This window comes from Nocardia cyriacigeorgica, from assembly GCF_029868385.1.
Classification (GTDB): Bacteria; Actinomycetota; Actinomycetes; order Mycobacteriales; family Mycobacteriaceae; genus Nocardia; species Nocardia cyriacigeorgica_F.
Genome location: NZ_JARWNX010000022.1, coordinates 130507 through 150622, shown reverse-complemented (window position 1 = coordinate 150622; position 20116 = coordinate 130507). Strand labels below are relative to the sequence as shown.

At 67.9% G+C, this 20116-nt stretch carries 21 protein-coding genes; 10 read left to right on the top strand and 11 right to left on the bottom strand.

The window, feature by feature from the left end:
• The first annotated feature begins 526 nt into the window (after positions 1-526).
• Positions 527-1147 (top strand): YdcF family protein, encoded by a 621-nt coding sequence (locus QH168_RS03225; RefSeq protein ID WP_280232866.1) that lies wholly within the window; start codon positions 527-529, stop codon positions 1145-1147.
• A gap of 45 nt (positions 1148-1192) precedes the next feature.
• Complete coding sequence (locus QH168_RS03220; protein WP_280232865.1) at positions 1193-2230, top strand: fused (3R)-hydroxyacyl-ACP dehydratase subunits HadA/HadB; 1038 nt, start codon at positions 1193-1195, stop codon at positions 2228-2230.
• A 4-nt stretch (positions 2231-2234) separates the two neighbouring features.
• On the opposite strand, the gene QH168_RS03215 is transcribed toward QH168_RS03220, so the two are convergent.
• The 3 genes from QH168_RS03215 to QH168_RS03205 are packed head-to-tail and all read right to left on the bottom strand — an operon-like array spanning position 2235 to position 4707.
• Entirely contained in the window at positions 2235-3272 is a 1038-nt protein-coding gene (locus QH168_RS03215) for an alpha/beta hydrolase (RefSeq protein WP_280232864.1), read from the bottom strand.
• Positions 3269-3661, bottom strand: a complete 393-nt coding sequence (locus tag QH168_RS03210; RefSeq protein WP_280232863.1) for a hypothetical protein — start codon at positions 3659-3661, stop codon at positions 3269-3271. Before QH168_RS03210 ends, QH168_RS03215 begins: the two co-directional genes overlap by 4 nt.
• Positions 3662-3717: 56 nt before the next feature.
• Positions 3718-4707, bottom strand: a complete 990-nt coding sequence (locus QH168_RS03205) for a transcriptional regulator (protein WP_280232862.1) — start codon at positions 4705-4707, stop codon at positions 3718-3720.
• Between the two features lie 504 nt (positions 4708-5211).
• On the opposite strand from QH168_RS03205, the gene QH168_RS03200 reads away from it, so the two are divergent.
• Complete coding sequence (locus QH168_RS03200) at positions 5212-6762, top strand: acyl-CoA carboxylase subunit beta (protein ID WP_280232861.1); 1551 nt, start codon at positions 5212-5214, stop codon at positions 6760-6762.
• Between the two features lie 202 nt (positions 6763-6964).
• Here the strand turns inward: QH168_RS03200 and QH168_RS03195 are convergent, their stop codons facing one another.
• From QH168_RS03195 to QH168_RS03180, 4 genes are all read right to left on the bottom strand, one after another.
• Complete coding sequence (locus QH168_RS03195; protein WP_280232875.1) at positions 6965-7825, bottom strand: helix-turn-helix domain-containing protein; 861 nt, start codon at positions 7823-7825, stop codon at positions 6965-6967.
• 178 nt (positions 7826-8003) lie between these two features.
• Positions 8004-9071: a fused (3R)-hydroxyacyl-ACP dehydratase subunits HadA/HadB gene (locus tag QH168_RS03190; RefSeq protein WP_280232860.1), complete on the bottom strand. Its 1068-nt coding sequence runs from the start codon at positions 9069-9071 to the stop codon at positions 8004-8006.
• 144 nt (positions 9072-9215) lie between these two features.
• Positions 9216-10640: a lipase family protein gene (locus QH168_RS03185; protein WP_280232859.1), complete on the bottom strand. Its 1425-nt coding sequence runs from the start codon at positions 10638-10640 to the stop codon at positions 9216-9218.
• A 214-nt stretch (positions 10641-10854) separates the two neighbouring features.
• Entirely contained in the window at positions 10855-12099 is a 1245-nt protein-coding gene (locus tag QH168_RS03180) for a lipase family protein (RefSeq protein ID WP_432421023.1), read from the bottom strand.
• A gap of 280 nt (positions 12100-12379) precedes the next feature.
• Here QH168_RS03180 and QH168_RS03175 point away from each other — a divergent pair, with 280 nt between their 5' ends.
• Entirely contained in the window at positions 12380-12622 is a 243-nt protein-coding gene (locus QH168_RS03175) for a hypothetical protein (RefSeq protein ID WP_280232858.1), read from the top strand.
• 19 nt (positions 12623-12641) lie between these two features.
• Here the strand turns inward: QH168_RS03175 and QH168_RS03170 are convergent, their stop codons facing one another.
• Positions 12642-13769, bottom strand: coding sequence for a lipase family protein (locus tag QH168_RS03170; protein ID WP_280232857.1), 1128 nt, complete (start codon positions 13767-13769; stop codon positions 12642-12644).
• 155 nt (positions 13770-13924) lie between these two features.
• On the opposite strand from QH168_RS03170, the gene QH168_RS03165 reads away from it, so the two are divergent.
• The 3 genes from QH168_RS03165 to QH168_RS03155 all read left to right on the top strand — a co-directional run bounded on the left by QH168_RS03165 (position 13925) and on the right by QH168_RS03155 (position 15605).
• Positions 13925-14440 (top strand): DUF2599 domain-containing protein, encoded by a 516-nt coding sequence (locus QH168_RS03165; protein WP_280232856.1) that lies wholly within the window; start codon positions 13925-13927, stop codon positions 14438-14440.
• 15 nt (positions 14441-14455) lie between these two features.
• Positions 14456-15115 (top strand): SDR family oxidoreductase, encoded by a 660-nt coding sequence (locus QH168_RS03160; RefSeq protein WP_280232855.1) that lies wholly within the window; start codon positions 14456-14458, stop codon positions 15113-15115.
• A gap of 265 nt (positions 15116-15380) precedes the next feature.
• Positions 15381-15605 (top strand): hypothetical protein, encoded by a 225-nt coding sequence (locus QH168_RS03155; protein ID WP_280232854.1) that lies wholly within the window; start codon positions 15381-15383, stop codon positions 15603-15605.
• 133 nt (positions 15606-15738) lie between these two features.
• Here QH168_RS03155 and QH168_RS03150 read toward each other — a convergent pair whose 3' ends face one another.
• Positions 15739-16623 carry a helix-turn-helix domain-containing protein gene (locus QH168_RS03150; protein WP_280232853.1) on the bottom strand — a complete coding sequence of 295 codons (885 nt, stop codon included), beginning with the start codon at positions 16621-16623 and terminating at the stop codon, positions 15739-15741.
• Between the two features lie 86 nt (positions 16624-16709).
• The gene (locus QH168_RS03145; RefSeq protein WP_280232852.1) at positions 16710-16931 is read right to left on the bottom strand and encodes a DUF397 domain-containing protein; all 222 of its coding nucleotides are present in this window, start codon (positions 16929-16931) and stop codon (positions 16710-16712) included.
• 519 nt (positions 16932-17450) lie between these two features.
• On the opposite strand from QH168_RS03145, the gene QH168_RS03140 reads away from it, so the two are divergent.
• From QH168_RS03140 to QH168_RS03130, 3 genes are all read left to right on the top strand, one after another.
• Complete coding sequence (locus QH168_RS03140; RefSeq protein WP_280232851.1) at positions 17451-17708, top strand: hypothetical protein; 258 nt, start codon at positions 17451-17453, stop codon at positions 17706-17708.
• A gap of 147 nt (positions 17709-17855) precedes the next feature.
• Positions 17856-19112 carry a PucR family transcriptional regulator gene (locus tag QH168_RS03135; RefSeq protein ID WP_280232850.1) on the top strand — a complete coding sequence of 419 codons (1257 nt, stop codon included), beginning with the start codon at positions 17856-17858 and terminating at the stop codon, positions 19110-19112.
• A 99-nt stretch (positions 19113-19211) separates the two neighbouring features.
• The gene (locus tag QH168_RS03130) at positions 19212-19646 is read left to right on the top strand and encodes a CBS domain-containing protein (protein ID WP_280232849.1); all 435 of its coding nucleotides are present in this window, start codon (positions 19212-19214) and stop codon (positions 19644-19646) included.
• A gap of 5 nt (positions 19647-19651) precedes the next feature.
• On the opposite strand, the gene QH168_RS03125 is transcribed toward QH168_RS03130, so the two are convergent.
• The gene (locus QH168_RS03125) at positions 19652-20083 is read right to left on the bottom strand and encodes a pyridoxamine 5'-phosphate oxidase family protein (protein ID WP_280232848.1); all 432 of its coding nucleotides are present in this window, start codon (positions 20081-20083) and stop codon (positions 19652-19654) included.
• Positions 20084-20116 lie beyond the last annotated feature (33 nt).

Here is a 20116-nt window from a genome sequence, read left to right as displayed (position 1 = left end):
ATCCGCCAAATCCCGCTCCGACGGCACACCCACCGCCTGCCCACCCACCAACCCGACCACCAACACCGCAGCACCCGCCACCACCGCAGCACGCAACACACGACGCGAAACACTCCACCGCATAACAAGCCTTCCTGAACGTCGAAATTCCAGCGACAGCGCCGACATCCGGTCGGCGGCACGGAAACTGCGCCAACGCTAAGACCGCGCGACCCCGAAACCGCGGTGCGGAAGCGGTCTCTGGAAACCTCACGAACGAAGCCGATCACCAGTAGGGACCGGACACAGTCGGTCGACGTGCGCATCACGCACGGTGAATCTCACAGCGGCGCAGCCCACCGACAGGGTCTGGCGCACAACGCCACGTGCACCGACACGAAAACGTGCGCCGGAAATCGGTGAATCCTCCAGATAACCAGCGAATCACCGCGTATTCGCCGCCGGGTGTCGAATCATGGGGAAATACCTTTCCCGCCACCGGTGGTCACCGCCCGGCACATTCTTGGGAGCGCCCATGTTCGATTCGATGGCATCGCCGACCCGCGCACATTCGGAAATCAGGGCCCACCGCAGGCGACCGATCCTCCGGCTCACCGCATTCGCGGTGCTCGGCACAGCCGCCGTGCTGGGCGCTGGACTGCACCCGCCCGCCGCGGTTGCCGAGTCGACGGGTTCGGCCGAGTTCGTGTCCGGCCCATTGGCTCAGGTCCACGGCCCGGGCACCGCAATCGTCGTGCTCGGTTACGGGCTGCTCGCCGACGGCACCATGCGCCCGGAGCTGATCGACCGGCTACGCACCGGATACGTCCAGGCCCTGCTGGCACCGGCCTCACCGATCATCGTCACCGGCGGCAATCCGCGCAACGGCATCAGTGAGGCCGTCGCGATGGCGGACTGGCTGGTCCGGCACGGTATCGCGGCCGAGCGCATCCACCTCGATCCGGCCGCGGTCGATACCGTGCAGAACGCGCAGCATTCGGCGCAGATCATGCACGACCTCGGTGCAAGCGACGCTGTCGTGGTGACTTCCGCCGACCATATCGACCGCGCTGTCGCGAGTTTCGCCGCCGCAGGTGTCCCGGTCGCGGCCGCGGTCACCCCCGACCACGTGCCCGCCCTCGCCTGGGTGTTCGGGCCGATGCGCTGATATTCGCCCGCCGAATTCCGTTCCGAGCGAACCCGAGGAGCACAGATGTCCGAGGCAGCAACCACCGTCGCACCCGCCGATCAGGTTCGGGCCCTGCTCGACCATCGATACCGATCGGCGCACCGGTACATCGTGGGCCGGGAGAAGATCCGCGAATTCGCCCGCGCGGTCCAGGATCGGCATCCGGCGCACTGGCATGAATCCGCGGCGGCCGCGCTCGGCTACCCCGGCTTGATCGCACCGCCGACCTTCGCGTCGATCATTCTGCTGCGGGTGCACCGCGAAATCCTGGACACCGTCCTCACCGGCTACGACCCGGCCCGGATTCTGCACGCCGATCAGGTGATCGATATCGGCAGGCCATTGGTCGCGGGCGATGAACTCACCTGCGATATCTATTTCGAATCGTTCCGTCATTTCGCCGATTACGACGTGATGGCGATCAAGAGCGTGCTCACCGATGTGCGCGGCGCGGTGGTGCAGACCGGATCCACCGCGCTCCTGGCGCGCACCGGCGAATCCGCGCGACTCGGTGAAGCGGTCCACCGGGTGGCGATGACCGACAGCCCGGCCGAACCCGTGCCGGGCACCATCACCGCCGCGGGTCAGGACACGGTGGGTGTCATGCGGCCGCGGCATACTCCGTGTATCGCGGTCGATCCCGCGACGCTGCGGGTCGGTGCCGCACTGCCCGCCAGGGTGCTGCGGCTGTCCCGTGGCGATCTGGTCAACTACGCGGGTGTCACCGGTGATGCGAATCCGGCGCTGTTCGATGAACGCACCGCCATCGAGTCCGGGCTGCCGACGGTCGTCGCCCCCGGCATGCTCAAGCTCGGTCTCGCCGCCGGCTATCTGAGTTCCTGGCTCGGCGACCCCGCCGCGGTGACCCGCCTGCGGGCCCAGTTCGCCCACTACACGCACTATCTGCGGATACCGGCGCTGGCGTCGAGTCCGATCGAGTTCGGCGGCCGGATCACCTCGCTGGATCCGCATCGTCGGCGCGGCACCGTCGCCATCGAGGCGCGGTCACACGGCCGCAAACTCTTCGGCTATGCCGCCGCGGAGGTGCGCTTCGCCGACTGAGGAGTCAGTGCGGCAGTTCCAGCGCCTTCGCGAGGGTGGGCCAGGTGCGCGGCAGCTGCGCCCGGAAGTCCGGCCAGGTGTGCATGCCTTGGGGCAGAAGTTCGACCGTCGCCGGGATATCGAGTTCGGTCAGTCGTGCGGCGAGTCGTTCGGTACACGAACGCGCGCCCGCTTCCAAGGCCGCGCCGCCACCGATCTCCCCCAGCGCCGCGACGATATCCGGTGCCTGCGCCACCTGGACCAGATCCACGCCGGTCGGTGCGCCCGTGGCGGCCGACAGGTAGATCGCGGTGCCGCGCAGCCTTTCCGCGCCGAGCAGGCTGTCGTGGGCGGCCCATTCCGGTGACGAGGGCGGCCCCCACAGATTTTCCGGGTTGCCGCCGCGCGAGGCGACGGTGATGGTGGTGACCGCGCGACCCAATTGGTCGGAGGTCGAATAGCATCCGCTCATCCCGGCCACCGCACGGTACATCCCCGGATGACGCTGAGTGAGCATCATCGCCGCCTGCGCACCCATCGATACGCCCGCGATCGCGCGTGCGCCGGTCGCGCCGAGATAGGTTTCCACCAGTGGCGGCAGTTCCTCGGTGAGGAAGGTTTCCCACCGGTTCAGCCCGAGCGCGGCGTCGGTGCGCACCCAGTCGGTGTACATGCTGCCGGTGCCGCCGGTGGTGAGCACGACGTCGACGGGTTTATCGGCGAAGAATTCGTCGGCGCCGCCCTTGGTGAGCCAGCCGGAGGTCTTTTCGCCGTCGACCCCGTCGAGCAGGTACAGCGTCGGGCGGGGTGCCGGACCGGTGCCGATCAGGGTGTCGATCGCGATCACGCGACGCATGGCGGCGGAGGCGATATGCAGCCGGATGCGCTGTTTGCCGAGCACTTCGACGCGGACCAATGATGTTCGGGTGATGGCGGATTCGGTTGTCGCGGTGGTGCCCGGCGCCCGTGGTGTCGGGTCGACCGGAACAGCCGCTGCGGAAGTCGCGCCCACTGCGGCGACCAAGGCCATCGCCGCCGCCGTCATCGAGATTCGTGCGTTCATCCGGCCGCAGCAGCCCGTTCCGCACGGCGCGGCACCGCCACTACGCACCGGTTCGACCGCTGTCGTCCGGCTCGCACCGCGAGGTCCCGACGCGCGCCATGGCTTCTGTTCTCACTCGGCGCCACTGAGTTTCGTGCCGCGGACGGCGGCGGCGCGAGCATCTGGGATCGGGTGACCACGTCGACGTTCGCGCGCAGCATACTATCGGGCGCGGGATCGGATACGGCGCCACTGATGGTGCAGGAGAAGATCATATGCAGGTTTTCGTCGACGGCGATTCGCTGGAGCATACGTTCCGCGATCGGTTGGTCACAAGCGAGATCGGTGTCGCCTTCGGCGATCGGCGCCCGGTCACGCGGGATGACCTGATCGTTCGGCGCGGTGATCACAACGTTCTCCTGTCCTGCTCCGGCCACGAGGCGGATTCCACGGTATGCGCCGATGATCAGGCCGATCGGCCGATTCGCACGTCGTTGGGAGGATCGACTACCGGCATCCGGGGCGACTGGGCGCAATCACAGCCACCGGTGTCGCCGCCGTCGGTGATCCGGTACAGCCCCGGTGGATGGCCGGATCCGCGAAGATGGTCGAGGACGTCGTGCGCGCGCCCGGCCAGTTCCGGGATCCGCTCGGTGGCGCCGCAGACCACCGCCGCGGTGAGTTGAACCTCCGCCGCTTCACCGACCGCCTCGAGAACCTCACCGGTCATGGCAGGCGCGGGCGCGAACGCCGAGGCCGCGTCCTGTGGGATCAGTACCGTTCCGCCGTCGGCCGACAACAGCGACAACGACCGCGACCCCAGCGGCGCCGCCAAGGCCGCCTGCACCCGGCGCAATTTGCGCCTGCCCGCCGACACCGCCCCGATCCCGGACGCGTGTTCGTCCGGATGCGGCGGTATCGCCAACGCCACCACCTGATACGCCGGTGCCACGGTGATGCCGGTGCGCTTGGCCAGCGCACCGACTCCGTGGCCGCTGAGCAGCGCCGATACCAGCGTCTGCGCGGCGGTCTGATGTTCGCGGGCGACGAGGCGGTGCTCGTCCAGATAGGCCGCGGACGCGGTCACCGTCACCAGTTCCAGTACCCGGACCATGAGCTGGGTTCCGGCGAGCAGTTCCGCCGCCGAACCGGAGTCGGTGTCGGCGCGGTCGGCCAAGAACTCGAGCCCTTGACGGATGCCCTCGTGGTAGGCGCCGAGGACCGTCTCCAGTGCGACCCCCTCCCGTGCCCAGCGCACCGCCGAACCCGCGACGGCAGCGGCACCCGCACCGGGTCGCGCGCCGCGCGGTTGCAGCTGTTGTACGGCTTCGGCCAGACAGTGGCGCGCCGTTGCCGCGATATCACCGCCGGCGGCGCTTCGTCTGCGGCGCATCAGGAATCGCACGAGTTCTGCTTCCAGGCCCGAAATATCCGCGCCCGCCTGTGTGCCCATCATGACTATCGGACGATATCGGTGTGCGGCGTCGAAATTGCCCGGAGCGGAGCGGAATCGGATAAGTCATGAGGGCAATAGTGGCCCGTTGGGTGGAATCACAATCAGATAACGGACCGCGGGTAGGATGGCCCGCGCGGGCAGCGAACAACGCCAGCGAAATTTATGGGACACGGCGCCGGTCCGCGCATTTCCCGGCGCCGCGTCGCGGTCACTGTACGGCCGCGACGCCGCAGGTGGCAGCATTCGCCGCTGCCTTCGGGACCGATCACGAGCGTGCCGTTCCCGGTCAGGGACTACGCACAAAATCCGACCGGCCGCGATGGAATTTCCGCGTGGTCACGGCGAGAGCGATAGACGGTCCGCTGTGAGGTGTCCCATGAGATCGGCGCCGCCGCTGTGCGCGGGCCCTCGACCGGGTTAGCATCGAGCGCTGCGCCACCGCACGGCTCGGCCGCGCGGTAGTTCTACGGCGCGGGCGAGCGTGAAGGGCTGGATCCACAGATAATGAGCAGTACTCGAGAAAAGCTGGAACAGCTTCAGGGCATCCTGGAGCTCGCCGAGGAGCCCGCCGGCGAAGCCGGTATCACCAAACGCAAGCACAAGGGCATTCCGAGCGCCAGACAACGGGTACGCGCACTGCTCGACCCCGGCAGTTTCGTCGAGATCGGCGCGCTGGTGCGCCAACCGGCGAGCAATGAGGCCATGTATGGCGATGGTGTGGTCACCGGACGCGGCCGCATCGACGGCCGGCCGGTGGTGGTCATCGCCCACGATCAGACCGTGTTCGGCGGATCGGTGGGCGAGATGTTCGGCCGCAAGGTAGCCGCCGCCCTCGACTTCGCCCTCGACAACGCCTGCCCGGTGGTGGCGATCAACGATTCCGGTGGCGCCCGCATCCAGGACGCGGTCACCTCGCTGGCCTGGTACGCCCTGATGAGCCGCCGACAGGGCAAGCTGTCCGGTTTCGTCCCGCAGGTGTCGATCATGTTGGGCAAATGTGCGGCCGGTTCGGTGTACGCGCCGGTCAACACCGATGTGCTGATCGCGACGGAGAAGTCCTACATGTTCGTCACCGGGCCCGAGGTCATCAAGGAGGTGACCGGTGAAGAGGTCAGCATGGAGGAACTGGGCGGCGCCCACGTGCAGGCCGCCAACGGCACCGTGCACCATGTCGCGGCCACCGAGCAGGACGCCTTCGACTGGGCGCGCGCCTACCTGAGCTTCCTGCCGTCGAGCTGCCTGGAGCAGCCGCCGATCGTCAACCCCGGCCTCGAACCCGAGCGCACCGATTCCGACCTCGAGCTGAACTCGATCATCCCGGACTCCGATACGCACGGCTACGATATGCACGACATTCTGCTGCGCATCTTCGACGACGGCGAATTCCACGAGATCAGCGCCACCACCGCCCCGAATCTCATCACCGGCTTCGCCCGGGTCGACGGCCGCAGCGTCGGGGTGGTCGCCAATCAGCCGATGGCTCTCGGCGGCGCGATCGACGCCCGCTGCTCGGACAAGGCGACCCATTTCATCCGGCTCTGCAACGCCTTCGGGTTGCCGCTGGTGTTCGTGGTCGACACTCCGGGTGTGCTGCCCGGTGTGGAAGAGGAACGCAGCGGTGTCATCAAGCGCGGTGGACGATTCTTCCGGGCGGTGCTCGAGGCGACCGTGCCGATCGTGACCGTCGTGGTCCGCAAGGCCTACGGCGGCGGGTATGCGGTGATGGGCTGCAAACAGCTCGGCGCCGACATCAGCTTGGCCTGGCCGACCGCACGTATCGCGGTGATGGGCGCGCAGAGCGCGGTGAGCATCGTCGGCCGCAAACAGCTGTCGATGGTTCCCGCCGATCAGCGTGAGGCCGTACGCGATTTCATGATCGACCAATACAACGCCACCACCGCGACACCGTGGATCGCGGCCGAACGTGGCTACATCGACGCCGTGATCGAACCGTCCGACACCAGGCTCGAGATCCGGCGCGCCCTGCACCTGCTGCGCGACAAGGGCACGGTCGCCGAATACGATCCACGCAGACACAGCCTGTTCCCCGTATAGGCCAGTTGTGTTCGCTCACAACCGTTTCCACCGGCAGCAGGAGATTGTCCGAGATCGTGCGCCGGGCGCTGCCGCGCACGCCGATCTGTTCTAACGTCGGTGCCGCACCCGGTTCTCGTTCGCCGCGTCTACCGGGTGCACGGCGTGCCCGGCGAGCTCGTTCCCTACCCTTGCTCGCCCGGCACGCCACCGCGGCGGCCGGTTACGCCTCCTCGCCGGTCGGGTGCCGCAGGATCGGCGGCTGACGCCGTCGCAGCGCCCGCAGCAGACCGGGAGTGCATTCCGGCGGTGTCGCGTGTACCGACAGCTGGTTGGCCACCGCCCGATACGCATCGAGGTCGGCGCGTTTGTCCAGATACAGTGCGCCGGTGAGCTGCTGGATGTAGACGATATCGGGCAGATCGGCCTCGGCGAAGCGCAGGACGGTGAACGCGCCCTCGGTGAGCGCGGGACCGCCGACATCATCGGCCAGCAGTTGCACGGTGATATTGGGCTGCTCCACCGCCGCCATCACCCGGTCGAGCTGTTCGTTCCACACCGCCGACCCGCCGATGCGGCGGGCCAGCGCCGCCTCCTCCACCATCAGCCACAGCCGCGGCGGATCGGGGCGGGTGAGGATCTCCTGGCGACGCATTCGCAGCGCCACTCTGCGTTCGATCCCGTCCTCCGATTCGGACGGATGCGCGAGTCGGATCAGCGCACGCGCGTAATCGGCGGTCTGGAGCAGTTCCGGTACGGCCCGCGGCTCGTACGCGCGGATCATCGAGGCGGCCTGCTCCAATCCCAGGTACATGTCGAACCATTTGGGCAGCCAGTCGTTATCGCGATGCCACCATCCCGAAGTGCCCGCTTCGTCGGCGAGCCGGCGGAATTCGTCGAGTTCCGCCGCGTCGGTGACGCCGTAGAGTGCGAGCAGGTCGACCAGGTCGCGTTCGCGGATCGGGGTGCGGCCCAGTTCGATGCGGCTGATCTTGGAATGTGAGCCGCGAATGTGTTCGCCCGCGGCCTCCCTGGAGATATTGCCCGCCTCACGCAGCCGCCGTAACCGGCCGCCGAGCACCATCCGTAGGACGGTCGGCCCGCCGTCGAGCGCCGGGGTCCGCTCCCCCGTTCGCGGTGGGACATCGGCCGGGACGGAACGTAGCTGCGAGGCACCCATCCTTCGAGTCTCCCATGGCCCGCGATCATGTCCGACGCGAAAACCGCTCGGTCCGATCGGCATTCGGCTCCGAACGCCACCGCTAGCAGCGCAGCAGCACCTCGGCGGTGGCGCGTCCGAACAGTTTTCGACCACCGCATGTCGCGGTGATGGCCACCGTCGCCGATCCGCGCCGAGCATCGAGTCCGGTGATCCGGCCGTGGAATTCGATCGCCCCGGACCGGACGGGGTCGACCGGAGCGAAGCCCGCGAACCGCACGCCGTAGTGCGTCACCGCGGCCGGGTCGCCGAGCCATTCGGTGAGGTAGCCCGCGCCGAGCCCCATGGTCAGCAGGCCGTGGGAGACCACATCGGGCAGCCCGGCCGCGCGAGCGACCCGATCGCTGAAATGGATCGGGTTGGAATCACCGGATACGCCCGCGTAGTTGACCAGATCGCCGCGCGAGAGCGCGACCGTGCGCGACGGCAGCGTATCGCCGATCCCGAGGTCGTCGAAGCGGACACGGGCGCGGGAGGGTCGTACCGGTTCCGGGTCGACGGCGGTCAGCTGATCGAAGCATTCGACGACAGCGGGTTCGTCGGTGTCCTCGGCGCGCCGTGCCGCCGCCGCCAGCCGGTCGGCCTTCGAATGACCGGACATGATCACCCCGTCCACCGCCGCGGCCAGCTCGTCGGTGACGACCGCGCCGGTCACCGCCACCACGGTCGTCCTCGCGACCTGGACGATCTCCTTGTACTCATCGCTGAGCACATTGCGGGTGACCATGAAGTCCTTGTCGCCGAACCGGCGGAACGATTCGACATAGGCGTCACAGCGCAGCCGGTCACCGGCCACCAGCGGGCGATACATCCGGATCGTCTGCTCGGTCTGCAATACCTGGCTGATGTCGTAGCCGGTGAGCACCGCGTCGAACATGGCGCGCTGCATCTGGATCCACACGACCGCCGGGAACGTCAACGGAGCGATCAGACTGTCGTAACCGAGCGCGGCGGCGGCCTCCTCGCGCCAATGCGCGGGATGGTGATCCTGTACCGCCCTGGCGAATTCCCGGATCTTCTCGCGGCCGACCTCGTAATGGTCGACCATGCGGTAGTGCCGTCCGACGAGCGCGGCGGCCTGGTCCGCGGCCGCGGTCGAGGTGTCGTTCATCTGCCCTGCCTTCCGGCCCGGCGGTACACCGCCGGGACCGGGTAACGGTATCGACGTCACGCGGTGCGCGCCCGCCCGCGGCGTGACTCTGGGCCCGGCGACAAACAGCGGTCGTCGGCGTCGTCGACCGTCACATACCGGCGATCAGCATTCACTCACCGCGGGCACCCCGCGCAGTCGTTCGTCCAGCCACAGCATCGCCTCCGGATAGCCGAGACCCGCGGCCACGATGTGCTCACCGAAGACGCTGCGGTACACGGCCGTGGCGCCGAGCGCGCACTGCTCGTCGAACAGTGCCCTCGCCGCTTCGGCGGGCAGCCAGAACTCCTGCTCACCGTGGTAGATGTAGAGCGGGGTGCCCGCACGCAGACCCGACATCCTGGTCACCTGGTAGATATCGGCGGCCAGTGGGGAACGCAGCGGATCGGCCATATCGGCGGCGATATCGATCGGCAGATGCAGCACGCCCGGCAGCGCGAATACCGATACGCACTGGTCCTTCATCGGCGAGATGGCCACCCATTGCGCCAGATGATTCATCCGCGCCAGGATCTCCGGGCGTTCCCGGCCGATGGCCAGCACCGCCGCCATGAACACCCCCGATGCCAGATTGGCGTTCATACTGCGCGCGAGCACCTCGTAATCGGCCGGGACACCGCCCAGTGCGGCACCGGCGATCACCGGGGCGAGTTCCGGGGCGTAACCGTCGATGAGTTTCACCGCCCCGTGCGTGGCGATGGCGCCACCGGAATAGCCCGTGATCCCGAAGCGGCTGCTGCCGAACTCCCCCGGCGCCAGCCCACGGACCGCGCGGATCGCATCCAGCACGGCATGACCGGCCACATACGGCTCGGCATAGGCCATACGCGGACCTTCGTGGTCAGGGATCAGCAGCGCGTATCCGCGCAGCAGCGCGAGCTGCGAGGTCGGCGGGATGAAATCGGTCAGCGCGGTATGCGATGAGAAGCCGTGCGCCAATGTGTATCCCGGCGTGCAGTCGCGGCCGAGCGCGTCGATGGGCAGGTTGTTCACCACCACCGGGCGCGCATCCGCACCGGTCCACGCGGCCGCCGGTACCGCCAGCGTCGCCGTCGCGAACGACGGATTGCCGTGCGCGTCCTCGGTGCGGTACTTCACCAGCTGGGCGCTGCGGATCGGCACGGTCAGCAGCGGTGCGGCGGTGGCGGTGATGTCACGCACCGCGAGCACCCGGCCGTTGGGTTGGGCCGCCAGATCCGCGGGCCAGGTGTCGAACATCGGATCGCCCACCGGCGAGGGCAGCACCGCCTGATGCAGTGCCGCCAGCGTGGGCGAGGTCGTCGCGGGCGCTTGGCCCGGCACCGGACCCGGCGGCAGCGCGGGAATCGGTGGCGGCGGCACCACCTGGTCGATCCACTGCTGGACGCCGGGCAGTATCGCCGCCGGATCCGGTAGCGGCGGTGGCGGCAACGGGATACCCAGCGCGGGCACCCCCGGCGGCGCCGGAACGGGCGGCTGGGCCGTGGCGGGCCCGGTCGAGAGCATCCCGGCGATCATGATCGCGACGACGACAGCTCGTATGGATCTCATGGCACCCGCCTCTTGCAGCGACGTCGAACAGCGGCGCCCGGAGATGCGGTTGTCGAACCCCCGTAACCCCCTTCTGATCCGGGGCCGGAAGATCAGATTACGCGGGAGCGCACACCCGGACACGGCATCGTGCCCGAGTTGTGCGCGTCGCGACGCCGGATCGTGACGATCGGCGCGGTTGCGGGCCTGGCCCAGCGTTTTTCGGTGGCAGGCCTCAGCAGTTGCTCGGTGCGGGCTCACCACGGAGTCTGGCGTCGATCCAGACCAGGGCCGCCGGGAGACCGAGCACCGCGGCGGTCAGATGATCCGGTACGGCGACCGTCTCGGCCTGCACCTTGGCACCGGCCGCGCACCAGCGACGGTTGGTGTTCACGATCGAGTCCACCGGGACCAGGCCGTCGATCGGGGAATGCCATTCGAACACCGGCATGGTGGGCGTGCCGTCGTAGAGTTCGAGGCTGTTCTCCTCGACCACCTTGCGTGCCTGCGGATCGTCGATCATCGACGTCGTCTTGGCGAAGTCCAGCGCACCGTGGCCCGCACCGGTGGCGAGGATGCCGTTGGTGCAGCTGTTGGCGATCGCGTCACGTGCGGCCAAGCCGCGGTCGTTGAGCTGATCACTGATCGGGAATCGCTGCGGATACTCCCGCTCCAGGCCGAGCCCGGCGGCCAGCGCGAGACCGAACACCGGATGCGAACCGAGCCCGAGGCCCTCCAGCATCTTCACCAGATTCATCGGCACGCCGCCCATCGCGGCCCCGGCGATCTCCAGTTCCGGCGCGTAGGTCGGCTGCAATGCCGCGGCCCACGCCGTGGCCATACCGCCACCGGAGTAGCCCACCATCGACACCCGGCTGTTCTCGACCTCCAGCTCCTGCACCCGCTTCACCGCGCGGATACCGTCCAGAGTCACCTGACCGCCCAGCTTCGCGGCACCGTAGGCGAACTGCGGGCCGAGATGGTCGGGCAGGGTGACCGTCCACCCGCGCTGCAACAGCACATTCCACGCCGGGGCCTCGCGCACCATGAGGTCCGGGTCGTTGGTGTAGAGCACCCGCGACACCGAGCACTGGGCGCCGAGCCCGTTGATGATGTGTTGCAGCGACAGCAGCGGGCCGTCCTTGCGATGCGCGCGGGGGCTGAGCACGGTGGTGGTCGCCGCGATCGGCTTACCGGTGGAGTTGGTGGAGCGGAACCGCACCGCCGTCACCGTCGTCTCGGGGAAGAACGGCAGCGGCGGCATCTGCCGCACCGCGAGCACCTCGCCCGGCTGCTTATCGGCCAGTCCCGGCGGTTCGGCGTAGAACGGATCGGGGTCGGGCGCCGGATACAGCGGTGCGGTGTTGGCCTGCGCGGCCGTGCCGACAACCATCATCACCCCGACGGCCAATGCGCCCGCCACACGTAGCAGCCGCCGACGCGGCCGTCCCTTTCCAGTCGAAGGATTGGCCTGCCACATCGACGTCGAGCCTCCCGAAAATACGCGATCAATTTGTGAACATACTGTGTCGTGGCAGCCCGTTCCGGCTTGTTACCGGGCAGTTCTTTTGACAATTCACAAGTTTGAGCCCCGCCACCTGTGATCGTCGGTGGTGGGCTCTGGTGAGAATCTCCGACACTGCCACGGGTGCCGCTGTGAATTGTCCAGCACGCGCGCTGGAACATGTTCTCGGTGATGGTGAGGATCTACCGTCACACTTACCGGCGCCGATGCCGACGCCGCGGAAGGAGATGGTGATATGAACTCCCGAGCACACGCATTCACCTACCGCACCCGGCACGCGGAGGTGCCCACCCGGCGCGTCACCGTCTACTTCGACGGCCCGACGCCCGACGACGCGCTCGTCCTCGAGTACGCGGCGACCAACACCGAAGCGTGGGAATTCACCTCCGCCGCGGTGCATGCCGGACTCACGGTCACCGTGGACGGTATGGTCCGCCCCGGATTGCGCCGCCTTCCGTGTAGTTCGCTGTGGCATTGACCGCGCCGCCCGGTGCGCCTCAGCCACGGCCGAAGATCCGGTGCAGGAAGGCCAGTACCGCGGGCAACGCCTGATCGGCGGCCTCGAGATGGTCGCCCGGATAGACCTCCACCTGCACATCGGCGCCCGACAGCCGCAGCTCGGCCATGAGCTTCGCGCTCAACGGCGCGGGCACCTCCCGATCGGCCAGGCCCTGGGCCACGAACAACGGGGTGGAATATCCGGCGGTCGGAATCCGCATCATGGTCCGGGCGGCCGCCCACAACGCCGGATCGTCGAGCGGACGGCGCAGCATCGCGCCGATGGCGATATCGGCCACCAGCGCATCGGCCTCGTTCACACATTCGGACTCCACGATCCGCACCACCCGCTGCCCCACCGGCGTCAGATAGCTGTCGATATCGAGTTCGGGCGCGGTGACCCGGAGCCCGGCGAGCAGCAGGCCGAAGTAGGTGGTGGTCCGACGCAACGGCACCTGCGGAATCCAGGGACCGGCCAGTGGCACGGCCAGCTCCAGATTCGACGGCGGCCCGGTGGCGGCCGCGCCACGGAAGTCGAGTTCCGGCGCGTCGGCGGGTGCCAGGTGCGCGGTGAACAGCGCGGTCTGACCGCCCTGGGACTGACCGAGCACCGCCCACCGCACGCCGAGCCCAGCGACCGCGGCCCGCGCGGCTCGCACGCCGTCGATCACGCTGCGCGCCTGGGACGGGCCGTCCAGATACGGGTGGATGCCCGGCGTTCCGAGGCCGACGTAGTCGGAGACCACGACCGCGTACCCGGCGTCGAGCAACGCCGGGTAGACGGTGTCGAGGTAGTAGTCGCGCGGGTGCAGCGTGAACGCGCAGTGGTCGGCGATGCCGACCGAACCGTGCGCATACGCCACGATCGGCCAGCCGCCCGGCGGCGGCGTACCCGGCGGCACGTACACCGCGGCCGTACTCTGCATCGGACCGCGTGGACCACGCGACCAATAGGTCAGCCGGTGCGCCGAGGCCGCCTCCGCCACCAGCAACCGCCCCGACAGCGCCACCGCTCCGGTGACCGTGCCCGGCGAATCCGGCGGCGCCGCGGCCACCGGACTCGCCAGGACGATGGCCGCCGCGAGTACGACACCCGCGGTCGCCGCCGTGATCCGAGTCCGCTTCACCGACCGACTATCACCGTCGGCGGCCACTCCGGGCAAGACACCACAATCGGTGGGACCGCGGCCGACCGGAGCGCGATCGGGCCATTCGCGGCCACACCCACTAAGCTCGACCACACGGCAGAGGGTGCCGATGACGAGTTCGGGAGGATCGGTATATGGGGCGACGAGCCGCGGGGGCGGTCTGCGCGCTCCTCCTACCCGCCACAATCGCACTCGCGGGCTGCGGGTCCGACGACTCCCCCGCCGCGGCGCCGACCTCGACCCGTACCACCGCACCCACCACCACGACACCTACGGTCCCGCCACCCGGCGCCCCCGCCGAAACACCATTGGCCGCGGCGCCGACCGTCGACCCGTACGCGGGCCAACCCCTCATCGACCACGTCGTCTGGACCGAGAACGTCGACGGTCCGCGCCTGCTGGTCCATCCCACCACCGCCGGCCGCAAGACCACCTATCCCGGCTCCCACGAACGCGCATGGCAGGAGGTACTCGCCCAGTCCCCCGAGGCGGGCACGCCCGGTATGCGCGACCAGTTCATCTGCCACTGGGATTGGGCGCGCATCGTCGCGCCGGACAAGCCCAGCTGGAATCTGGAACCCTGGCGTCCCGATGTCGGCTATCTGGCCGTCGTCGAGGCGCGCTGCAATCCCGGCGGACCGGAACGGTGAGGAAAGGACACGATCATGCGCATCGTCATGGCGGGCGGACACGGCAAGATCGCGCTGCTGCTGGCCGATCTGCTCACCGGACGCGGACACAGCGTCGCCGCGCTGATCCGTAATCCGGCCCACGCCGCCGAGGTCTACGCCGTCGGCGCCGAGCCGGTCGTCATCGACCTCGAACGCGCCGATGTCGCCGATCTCGCGGCGACCGTTCAGGGTTCGCATGCGGTGATCTTCGCCGCGGGCGCGGGCCCTGGCAGCTCGGCCGCCCGCAAATACACCGTCGACCGTGACGGTTCGATCCTGCTCGCCGATGCAGCCGAGGCCGCCGGGGTGCGCCGGTTCCTCCAGATCTCCACGATGGGCGCCGGTTTGCCGCCCGCACCCGGCCGCGACGAGGTCTGGGCGGCCTATATCGACGCCAAGACCCAGGCCGAAGACGATCTGCGCGCCCGCGATCTGGACTGGACCATCCTGCGTCCGGGCGCGCTGACCGACAAGGCGGCCACCGGACAGGTCACGCTCGCGCCGCCGCGACTCGAGCGCGGCGATATTGCCAGAGCCGATGTCGCCGCGGTCCTCGCCGAACTGCTTCCCGCCCGGCATACCGCGGGGATGACTTTGGAGCTGGTCGGCGGCGACACCCCGATCGCGGCTGCTGTCGCAGCCCTCGGACGCTGAGGATTTGCCCCGCGAAAACCGAAGCGGGCGCGTGCATTAGATCGTGCAGATGTGCTTGCATCTGAAAGGCACATGAACTTACACTCGCTCGTACGACGCTTTACAGGGGACAACCACGAAGGCCGCGTGAGCGCGCCGGCGGTTGAGATCACCATCGGTTCGCGGCCGCCTGACACGAGGGGCGTTCATGCAACAACCACTACCCAGCGGCCGGTTCGCAGTTGCCGATACCGTCGTGGCCGCCCGGTCGGCGAACGGTATTGATATGAGTACTATCTCGGCCACCGGTGGCCGCATCCGCACCCACACCAGGGAGAACGCCGTCGAGTTCGTCATCGACGCGGTCGAATCCACCGGTGCGGCAACACGTTACGATTTCGATATCGATCGGATCGTATCCACCGTGCACGCCCTGGCCGACGATTGGGATTTCGCCGGGTTGCAGCGCGCCACCTTCTGGCGGGTCGCCTCCAGCTTCATCAAGGAGTAGTCGGGCTCGCTCCGTCCATGACACCCTCCGTGGTGATACCTGTGCGCCGGATACGGTGCCCAGACGAATGTCGGCCGTGACCGCTTGTACGACAAGCGATCACGGCCGCACTGCTGTCTGGGGTGCTTCGCACTCAACCCTTGGCGTACTCGGCGATGATCTCCATCGACCGCTCCGGGCGGGCGGCCTGCACACTGAGCCGATCCATCACCGAGAGATACAGCGCCATGTCCTCGCGCCGGTCCAGATACAGGGCGCTGGTCAGATGCTCCAGATAGACGATATCGGGCAGTTCGGCCTCGGCGAAGCGCAGGATGCTGAACGAGCTACCCGCCGCGGCGTGTTCGCCCGCCGAATACGGCACCACCTGGATGGTGACATTGGGCAGCTGCGCCAGTTCGATGAGGTGGGCCATCTGCGCACGATGCACCTCGGCGCCACCGACGGGGCGATGCAGGGCCGCTTCGTCGATGACCGCCCAGACGATCGGCGGATCGGCGCGATGCAGAATCTCCTGCCTGCGTTGACGTACCGCGACACGGCGATCGGTATTGGCGTCCTCGTAGCCGAGGGATACCACGGCGCGCGTGTACTCCGGGGTTTGTAGCAGGCCGGGCACCAGATGGGCCTCATAGGTGCGGATCTTCGTCGCGGCCTGTTCGAGGCCGAGATAGGTACCGAACCAGGATGGCAGCAGATCGCTGTAGCGATGCCACCATCCCGGTTCGTTCGCCTTACGCGCGAGATCCAGGAAGGTCTCGCGCTCCTCGGGATCGAGGACTCCGTAGAGAGTCAATAGATCCCGGATATCGCGTTCCTTGAAACCGGTGCGGCCGAGTTCGAGACGGCTGATCTTGGCGTGAGATCCGCGGATGGCGTCGCCTGCGGCCTCGCGGGTGATGCCACGCGCCTCCCGCAGCTTGCGTAGCTGCCCACCGAGTGCGATCCGTAATGCTGTCGGGCCACGTTCGGCGACAACGGATTGCACGCGACCATCGTCATCGGGCTCTGCGATCATGGAGTCGTCTCCGATACTCGGGAATTACCCGCGATGTGTCACAAACGAGACCGTGCACACATCGCACCGACGGCCCATGCTACCGCTCAGCTAGCCAGATCGTCGAACTCTCCGGCCTTCGCGCCGCGGATGAACGCATCGATCTCTGGACGGGTGTAGAACAGGATCCCGCTCTCGGGCTCGCGCGAATTGCGCACGGCCACCAGATTGTTGGTCGCCTCCGCCATCTCCACGCAGTTACCGCTCGGATTGCTGAAAGTGCTCTTGCGCCATGCTCCGGCGACGTGATTGGTGACTGACTCCGCCATTGGACCCACTCCTCGGTTACGACGTTCTGTTCGACGCAGTGTTTGCAGATGCACACGCAAATGTTCTTGCATTTGCACCCTCATCTGGACCATAGCACGACGCGCGCCCGCGCGCGCCCGCAGATACACACCCGCCCGCGACCTCGGCGCAACCGCTCGACGAGGCGGGTGAACCCGGCGGGCCGCGCATGCGCCGGTGGCTGGTCGCCGCCAGGCTTCATCTCGGTCACGAAACGACGACGCACGCACAGATCGCCCCCGACGGGCTATCCCCGGTGTATGACTTGGTCTCGCACCACGGCGAGGGCGATCGGGCAAAGCGCATGCGCCACAGTGGGCGTCACCGGCGCATCGGCCCGGAAGGATCGAAGTGTTCTCTTCAATGTAAGCTACAAATGTACTTGCATTTGCAAGCTACAGAGCCCTAAACTCGATCATGAGAGTCGGGGAGGTACGCAGGAGTTCACGCCGCGTCACCATCACACCTCCCACCACGTTCTGATGCGAGGGGCGGTCGAGATGAGCCAGCCATTCCGAACTCCCCGCCGAGTCGCGGTCGCCGGTTCCGCCGGTGTCGAGACCCTGCGGCACCTTCCCGATGCCCTGCGCCACTATCCGGCGCCGGAGATCGCGACCGCCGACTGCGGTTCCGAACCGCCCGGCCTGACCTATCGCCAAGCGCGCGAGATCCTGCGGGTGCACGAGGTCCACGGGCCCCGCTGTCGGCAATGGCTCGCCGCTGCCGCGTATCTCTCGGCGGGCCTCGACGACGAGTGAACCGGCCTCGGCGACGAAAGCGAATGTGCCGCCACCGGTTCGGCCGATCTGAGACGAAGCAGTTACCGGAGGTCCGTCCACTCGTATAGTGAGGCGAACGAACCGGGTGCTGTGGGTCGGCATCCGAGGTGGCAACGGAGCAACTACATGAGCTTTTCCGCGCTCGACCTCTCGGTCGGCGATAACGACACGGTGCTGGAGATCGGCGGACAACCGGCATCGGTGCCGCTACAGAACACCGACCGGGTCGCCTCCCGGATGGTCGACTATTTCGCCACCTGCGTCGCTCCGTGTCGCACACTGCCGGGAGAACAGATACGCGGTGAGGTCACCGAGGTGACCCGCTACTGCCTCGGGCTGATCGCCGAGATGTTCGACCGGCGTGCGCTTCCCGAGGACCACGCCTTCACCGAGGTGCGCTCGGCCGCCGCGCAATGGGCGCGCGAGGGAGTGCCGCTCGGCACCATCCTGCGGGCCTATCACGAGGGCGTGCGTATCGCCTTCGGTCTGGTCACCGCCCGCGCCGCGGCCAATGACGTCGACGAGGTCATCAATGCCACCGATCTGATCCTGGAATTGCTCGAGGCGCTCACCGCGGCCGTCTCCGATTCCTATGTGCACGAACAGCAGTTGGTCGCGCGGGAACATCAGACCGCCAGCCAGACCCTTGCCTCGGCGCTGCTGAGCGGGCGCTCGCATGCCGCGCTCGCCCTGCAATCGGGCATACCGGTCGCCGAGCGCTATCAGGTGGTGGCGCTGTTCATTCCGCCGCATCCGGATGAACGCAATCTGCGGGTCGATACACGGGTGGCGGCGCGGCGCAAACTGCGCCGGGTGCAGTCGGAACTGGCCGTGGTGTTCGAATCCACCGCGCTGGCCCTGCTCAGCCCGCAGGGCGGCACCCTGCTCATTCCCCTCGACGGCGATGTCGAACTCACCGACGACGTCCTGGTCCGGCTCTCGGCCGCGGCCGAGGTTCCGGTCACCGCGGCCGTGGTGAGCAGCGCCACCGGTGAGGTGCCCGAGGCCGCCGATCAGGCGCATGAACTGCTCGGCCTGGTCCGGGCGGGCGAGCGCGCCGCCGGGCTGTACCAGATGACCGATCTCGCGGTGGAGTACCAGCTCACCAGGGGTGGGCCCGCCACCCGGCGGATCGCGACCATCCTGGAACCGCTCGACGATCACCCCGAACTGTTCGCCACCATGCGCGCGTATCTGCGCAACGATATGAACCGCCAGCTCACCGCGCGGCAGTTGTATGTGCATCCGAATACCGTCGACTACCGGCTACGTCGCATCGCCCAGCTGACCACCGTCGATCTGGCGACCTCGGCGGGTATATCGCAGGCCGCGATCGCGCTGCTGGCGCGCGATCTGGAGCGCGGGCCCGCCGCCCGCCGCTGATCATGTTCCCACCGACCAGGTGATGCCGATTCGTGCTGGTCACGCGGTCGTCGAGGGGGGATCCTGGTAGGCGGAGTGTCCCCTTTTGGATGGTGAACCATGCGAATCGCGGAAATCTTGCGCAGAAAAGGCAGTGAGGTAGCGACCGTCCGGCCCGATTCGACGGTCCGTGACCTGCTGGCGACGCTCGCCGCGCACAATATCGGCGCCGTGGTCGTGTCCTCGGATGGTGTCGGCATCACCGGCATCGTCTCCGAACGCGACGTCGTCCGCAGCCTGCACCGGCTCGGCACCGATCTACTCGACGCCCCGGTATCGGAGATCATGACCGCCGATGTGCGGACCTGCGATCCGGACGATCTGGTCGACAGCCTGCGGCGCACCATGACCGACCACCGCGTCCGGCATCTGCCGGTGGTGCGTGAGGGCCGGTTGGTCGGCATCGTCAGCATCGGCGACGTGGTCAAGAGCGCGATCTCCGAGCTCGCGACCGAACGCGAACACCTGGTGGGCTACCTACAAGGCACCTACTGAGTCCACTAGAGATCGGCGCTGTTGCCCAGATCGGCGGACAGCCAGTGCTCGGGGCGCATGAACACCACGACCTGCTCCCCGAACTGGCTCGACGCGCGTAAATAGCCCGCCACGTTCTCGGCGGGCAGGAAACGCGCGGCCATCTCGTGGTGCTGTGCCTCGGTCATCGGTTCGATCCGGGTGACGGGGCCCTCGGCGCTCACGTATCGCACCGTCGGTTCGATTCGCTGTGCCATCAAGCTGAATCGGCCCGCGGCACGGATATGGCGCAGCTTCTGCGACTCGGCCCCGGTGATCACCCAGAGCTCACCGCCGGGACGGTACTGGTACCAGATAGGCACGTTCAGCGGGCCGCGCCCGTCGGCGACGGCGACGGCCAGTGCCGCCAGATGCGGCTGTGCGAGGGATTCCTGGCGTTCGGTGAGAGTCAGCGGCATGGTCGGCACGCTACGCCGACCCACCGACACTGT

Coding starts and splice junctions, on each gene's coding strand:
- QH168_RS03125 (WP_280232848.1), bottom strand. CDS start 20,083: ATGCCGCTGACTCTCACCGAACGCCAGGAATCCCTCGCACAGCCGCAT.
- QH168_RS03220 (WP_280232865.1), top strand. CDS start 1,193: ATGTCCGAGGCAGCAACCACCGTCGCACCCGCCGATCAGGTTCGGGCC.
- QH168_RS03165 (WP_280232856.1), top strand. CDS start 13,925: ATGGGGCGACGAGCCGCGGGGGCGGTCTGCGCGCTCCTCCTACCCGCC.
- QH168_RS03205 (WP_280232862.1), bottom strand. CDS start 4,707: ATGATGGGCACACAGGCGGGCGCGGATATTTCGGGCCTGGAAGCAGAA.
- QH168_RS03160 (WP_280232855.1), top strand. CDS start 14,456: ATGCGCATCGTCATGGCGGGCGGACACGGCAAGATCGCGCTGCTGCTG.
- QH168_RS03225 (WP_280232866.1), top strand. CDS start 527: ATGGCATCGCCGACCCGCGCACATTCGGAAATCAGGGCCCACCGCAGG.
- QH168_RS03145 (WP_280232852.1), bottom strand. CDS start 16,931: ATGGCGGAGTCAGTCACCAATCACGTCGCCGGAGCATGGCGCAAGAGC.
- QH168_RS03150 (WP_280232853.1), bottom strand. CDS start 16,623: ATGATCGCAGAGCCCGATGACGATGGTCGCGTGCAATCCGTTGTCGCC.
- QH168_RS03195 (WP_280232875.1), bottom strand. CDS start 7,825: ATGGTGCTCGGCGGCCGGTTACGGCGGCTGCGTGAGGCGGGCAATATC.
- QH168_RS03185 (WP_280232859.1), bottom strand. CDS start 10,640: ATGAGATCCATACGAGCTGTCGTCGTCGCGATCATGATCGCCGGGATG.
- QH168_RS03180 (WP_432421023.1), bottom strand. CDS start 12,099: ATGTGGCAGGCCAATCCTTCGACTGGAAAGGGACGGCCGCGTCGGCGG.
- QH168_RS03200 (WP_280232861.1), top strand. CDS start 5,212: ATGAGCAGTACTCGAGAAAAGCTGGAACAGCTTCAGGGCATCCTGGAG.
- QH168_RS03140 (WP_280232851.1), top strand. CDS start 17,451: ATGAGCCAGCCATTCCGAACTCCCCGCCGAGTCGCGGTCGCCGGTTCC.
- QH168_RS03135 (WP_280232850.1), top strand. CDS start 17,856: ATGAGCTTTTCCGCGCTCGACCTCTCGGTCGGCGATAACGACACGGTG.
- QH168_RS03175 (WP_280232858.1), top strand. CDS start 12,380: ATGAACTCCCGAGCACACGCATTCACCTACCGCACCCGGCACGCGGAG.
- QH168_RS03215 (WP_280232864.1), bottom strand. CDS start 3,272: ATGAACGCACGAATCTCGATGACGGCGGCGGCGATGGCCTTGGTCGCC.
- QH168_RS03130 (WP_280232849.1), top strand. CDS start 19,212: ATGCGAATCGCGGAAATCTTGCGCAGAAAAGGCAGTGAGGTAGCGACC.
- QH168_RS03190 (WP_280232860.1), bottom strand. CDS start 9,071: ATGAACGACACCTCGACCGCGGCCGCGGACCAGGCCGCCGCGCTCGTC.
- QH168_RS03155 (WP_280232854.1), top strand. CDS start 15,381: ATGAGTACTATCTCGGCCACCGGTGGCCGCATCCGCACCCACACCAGG.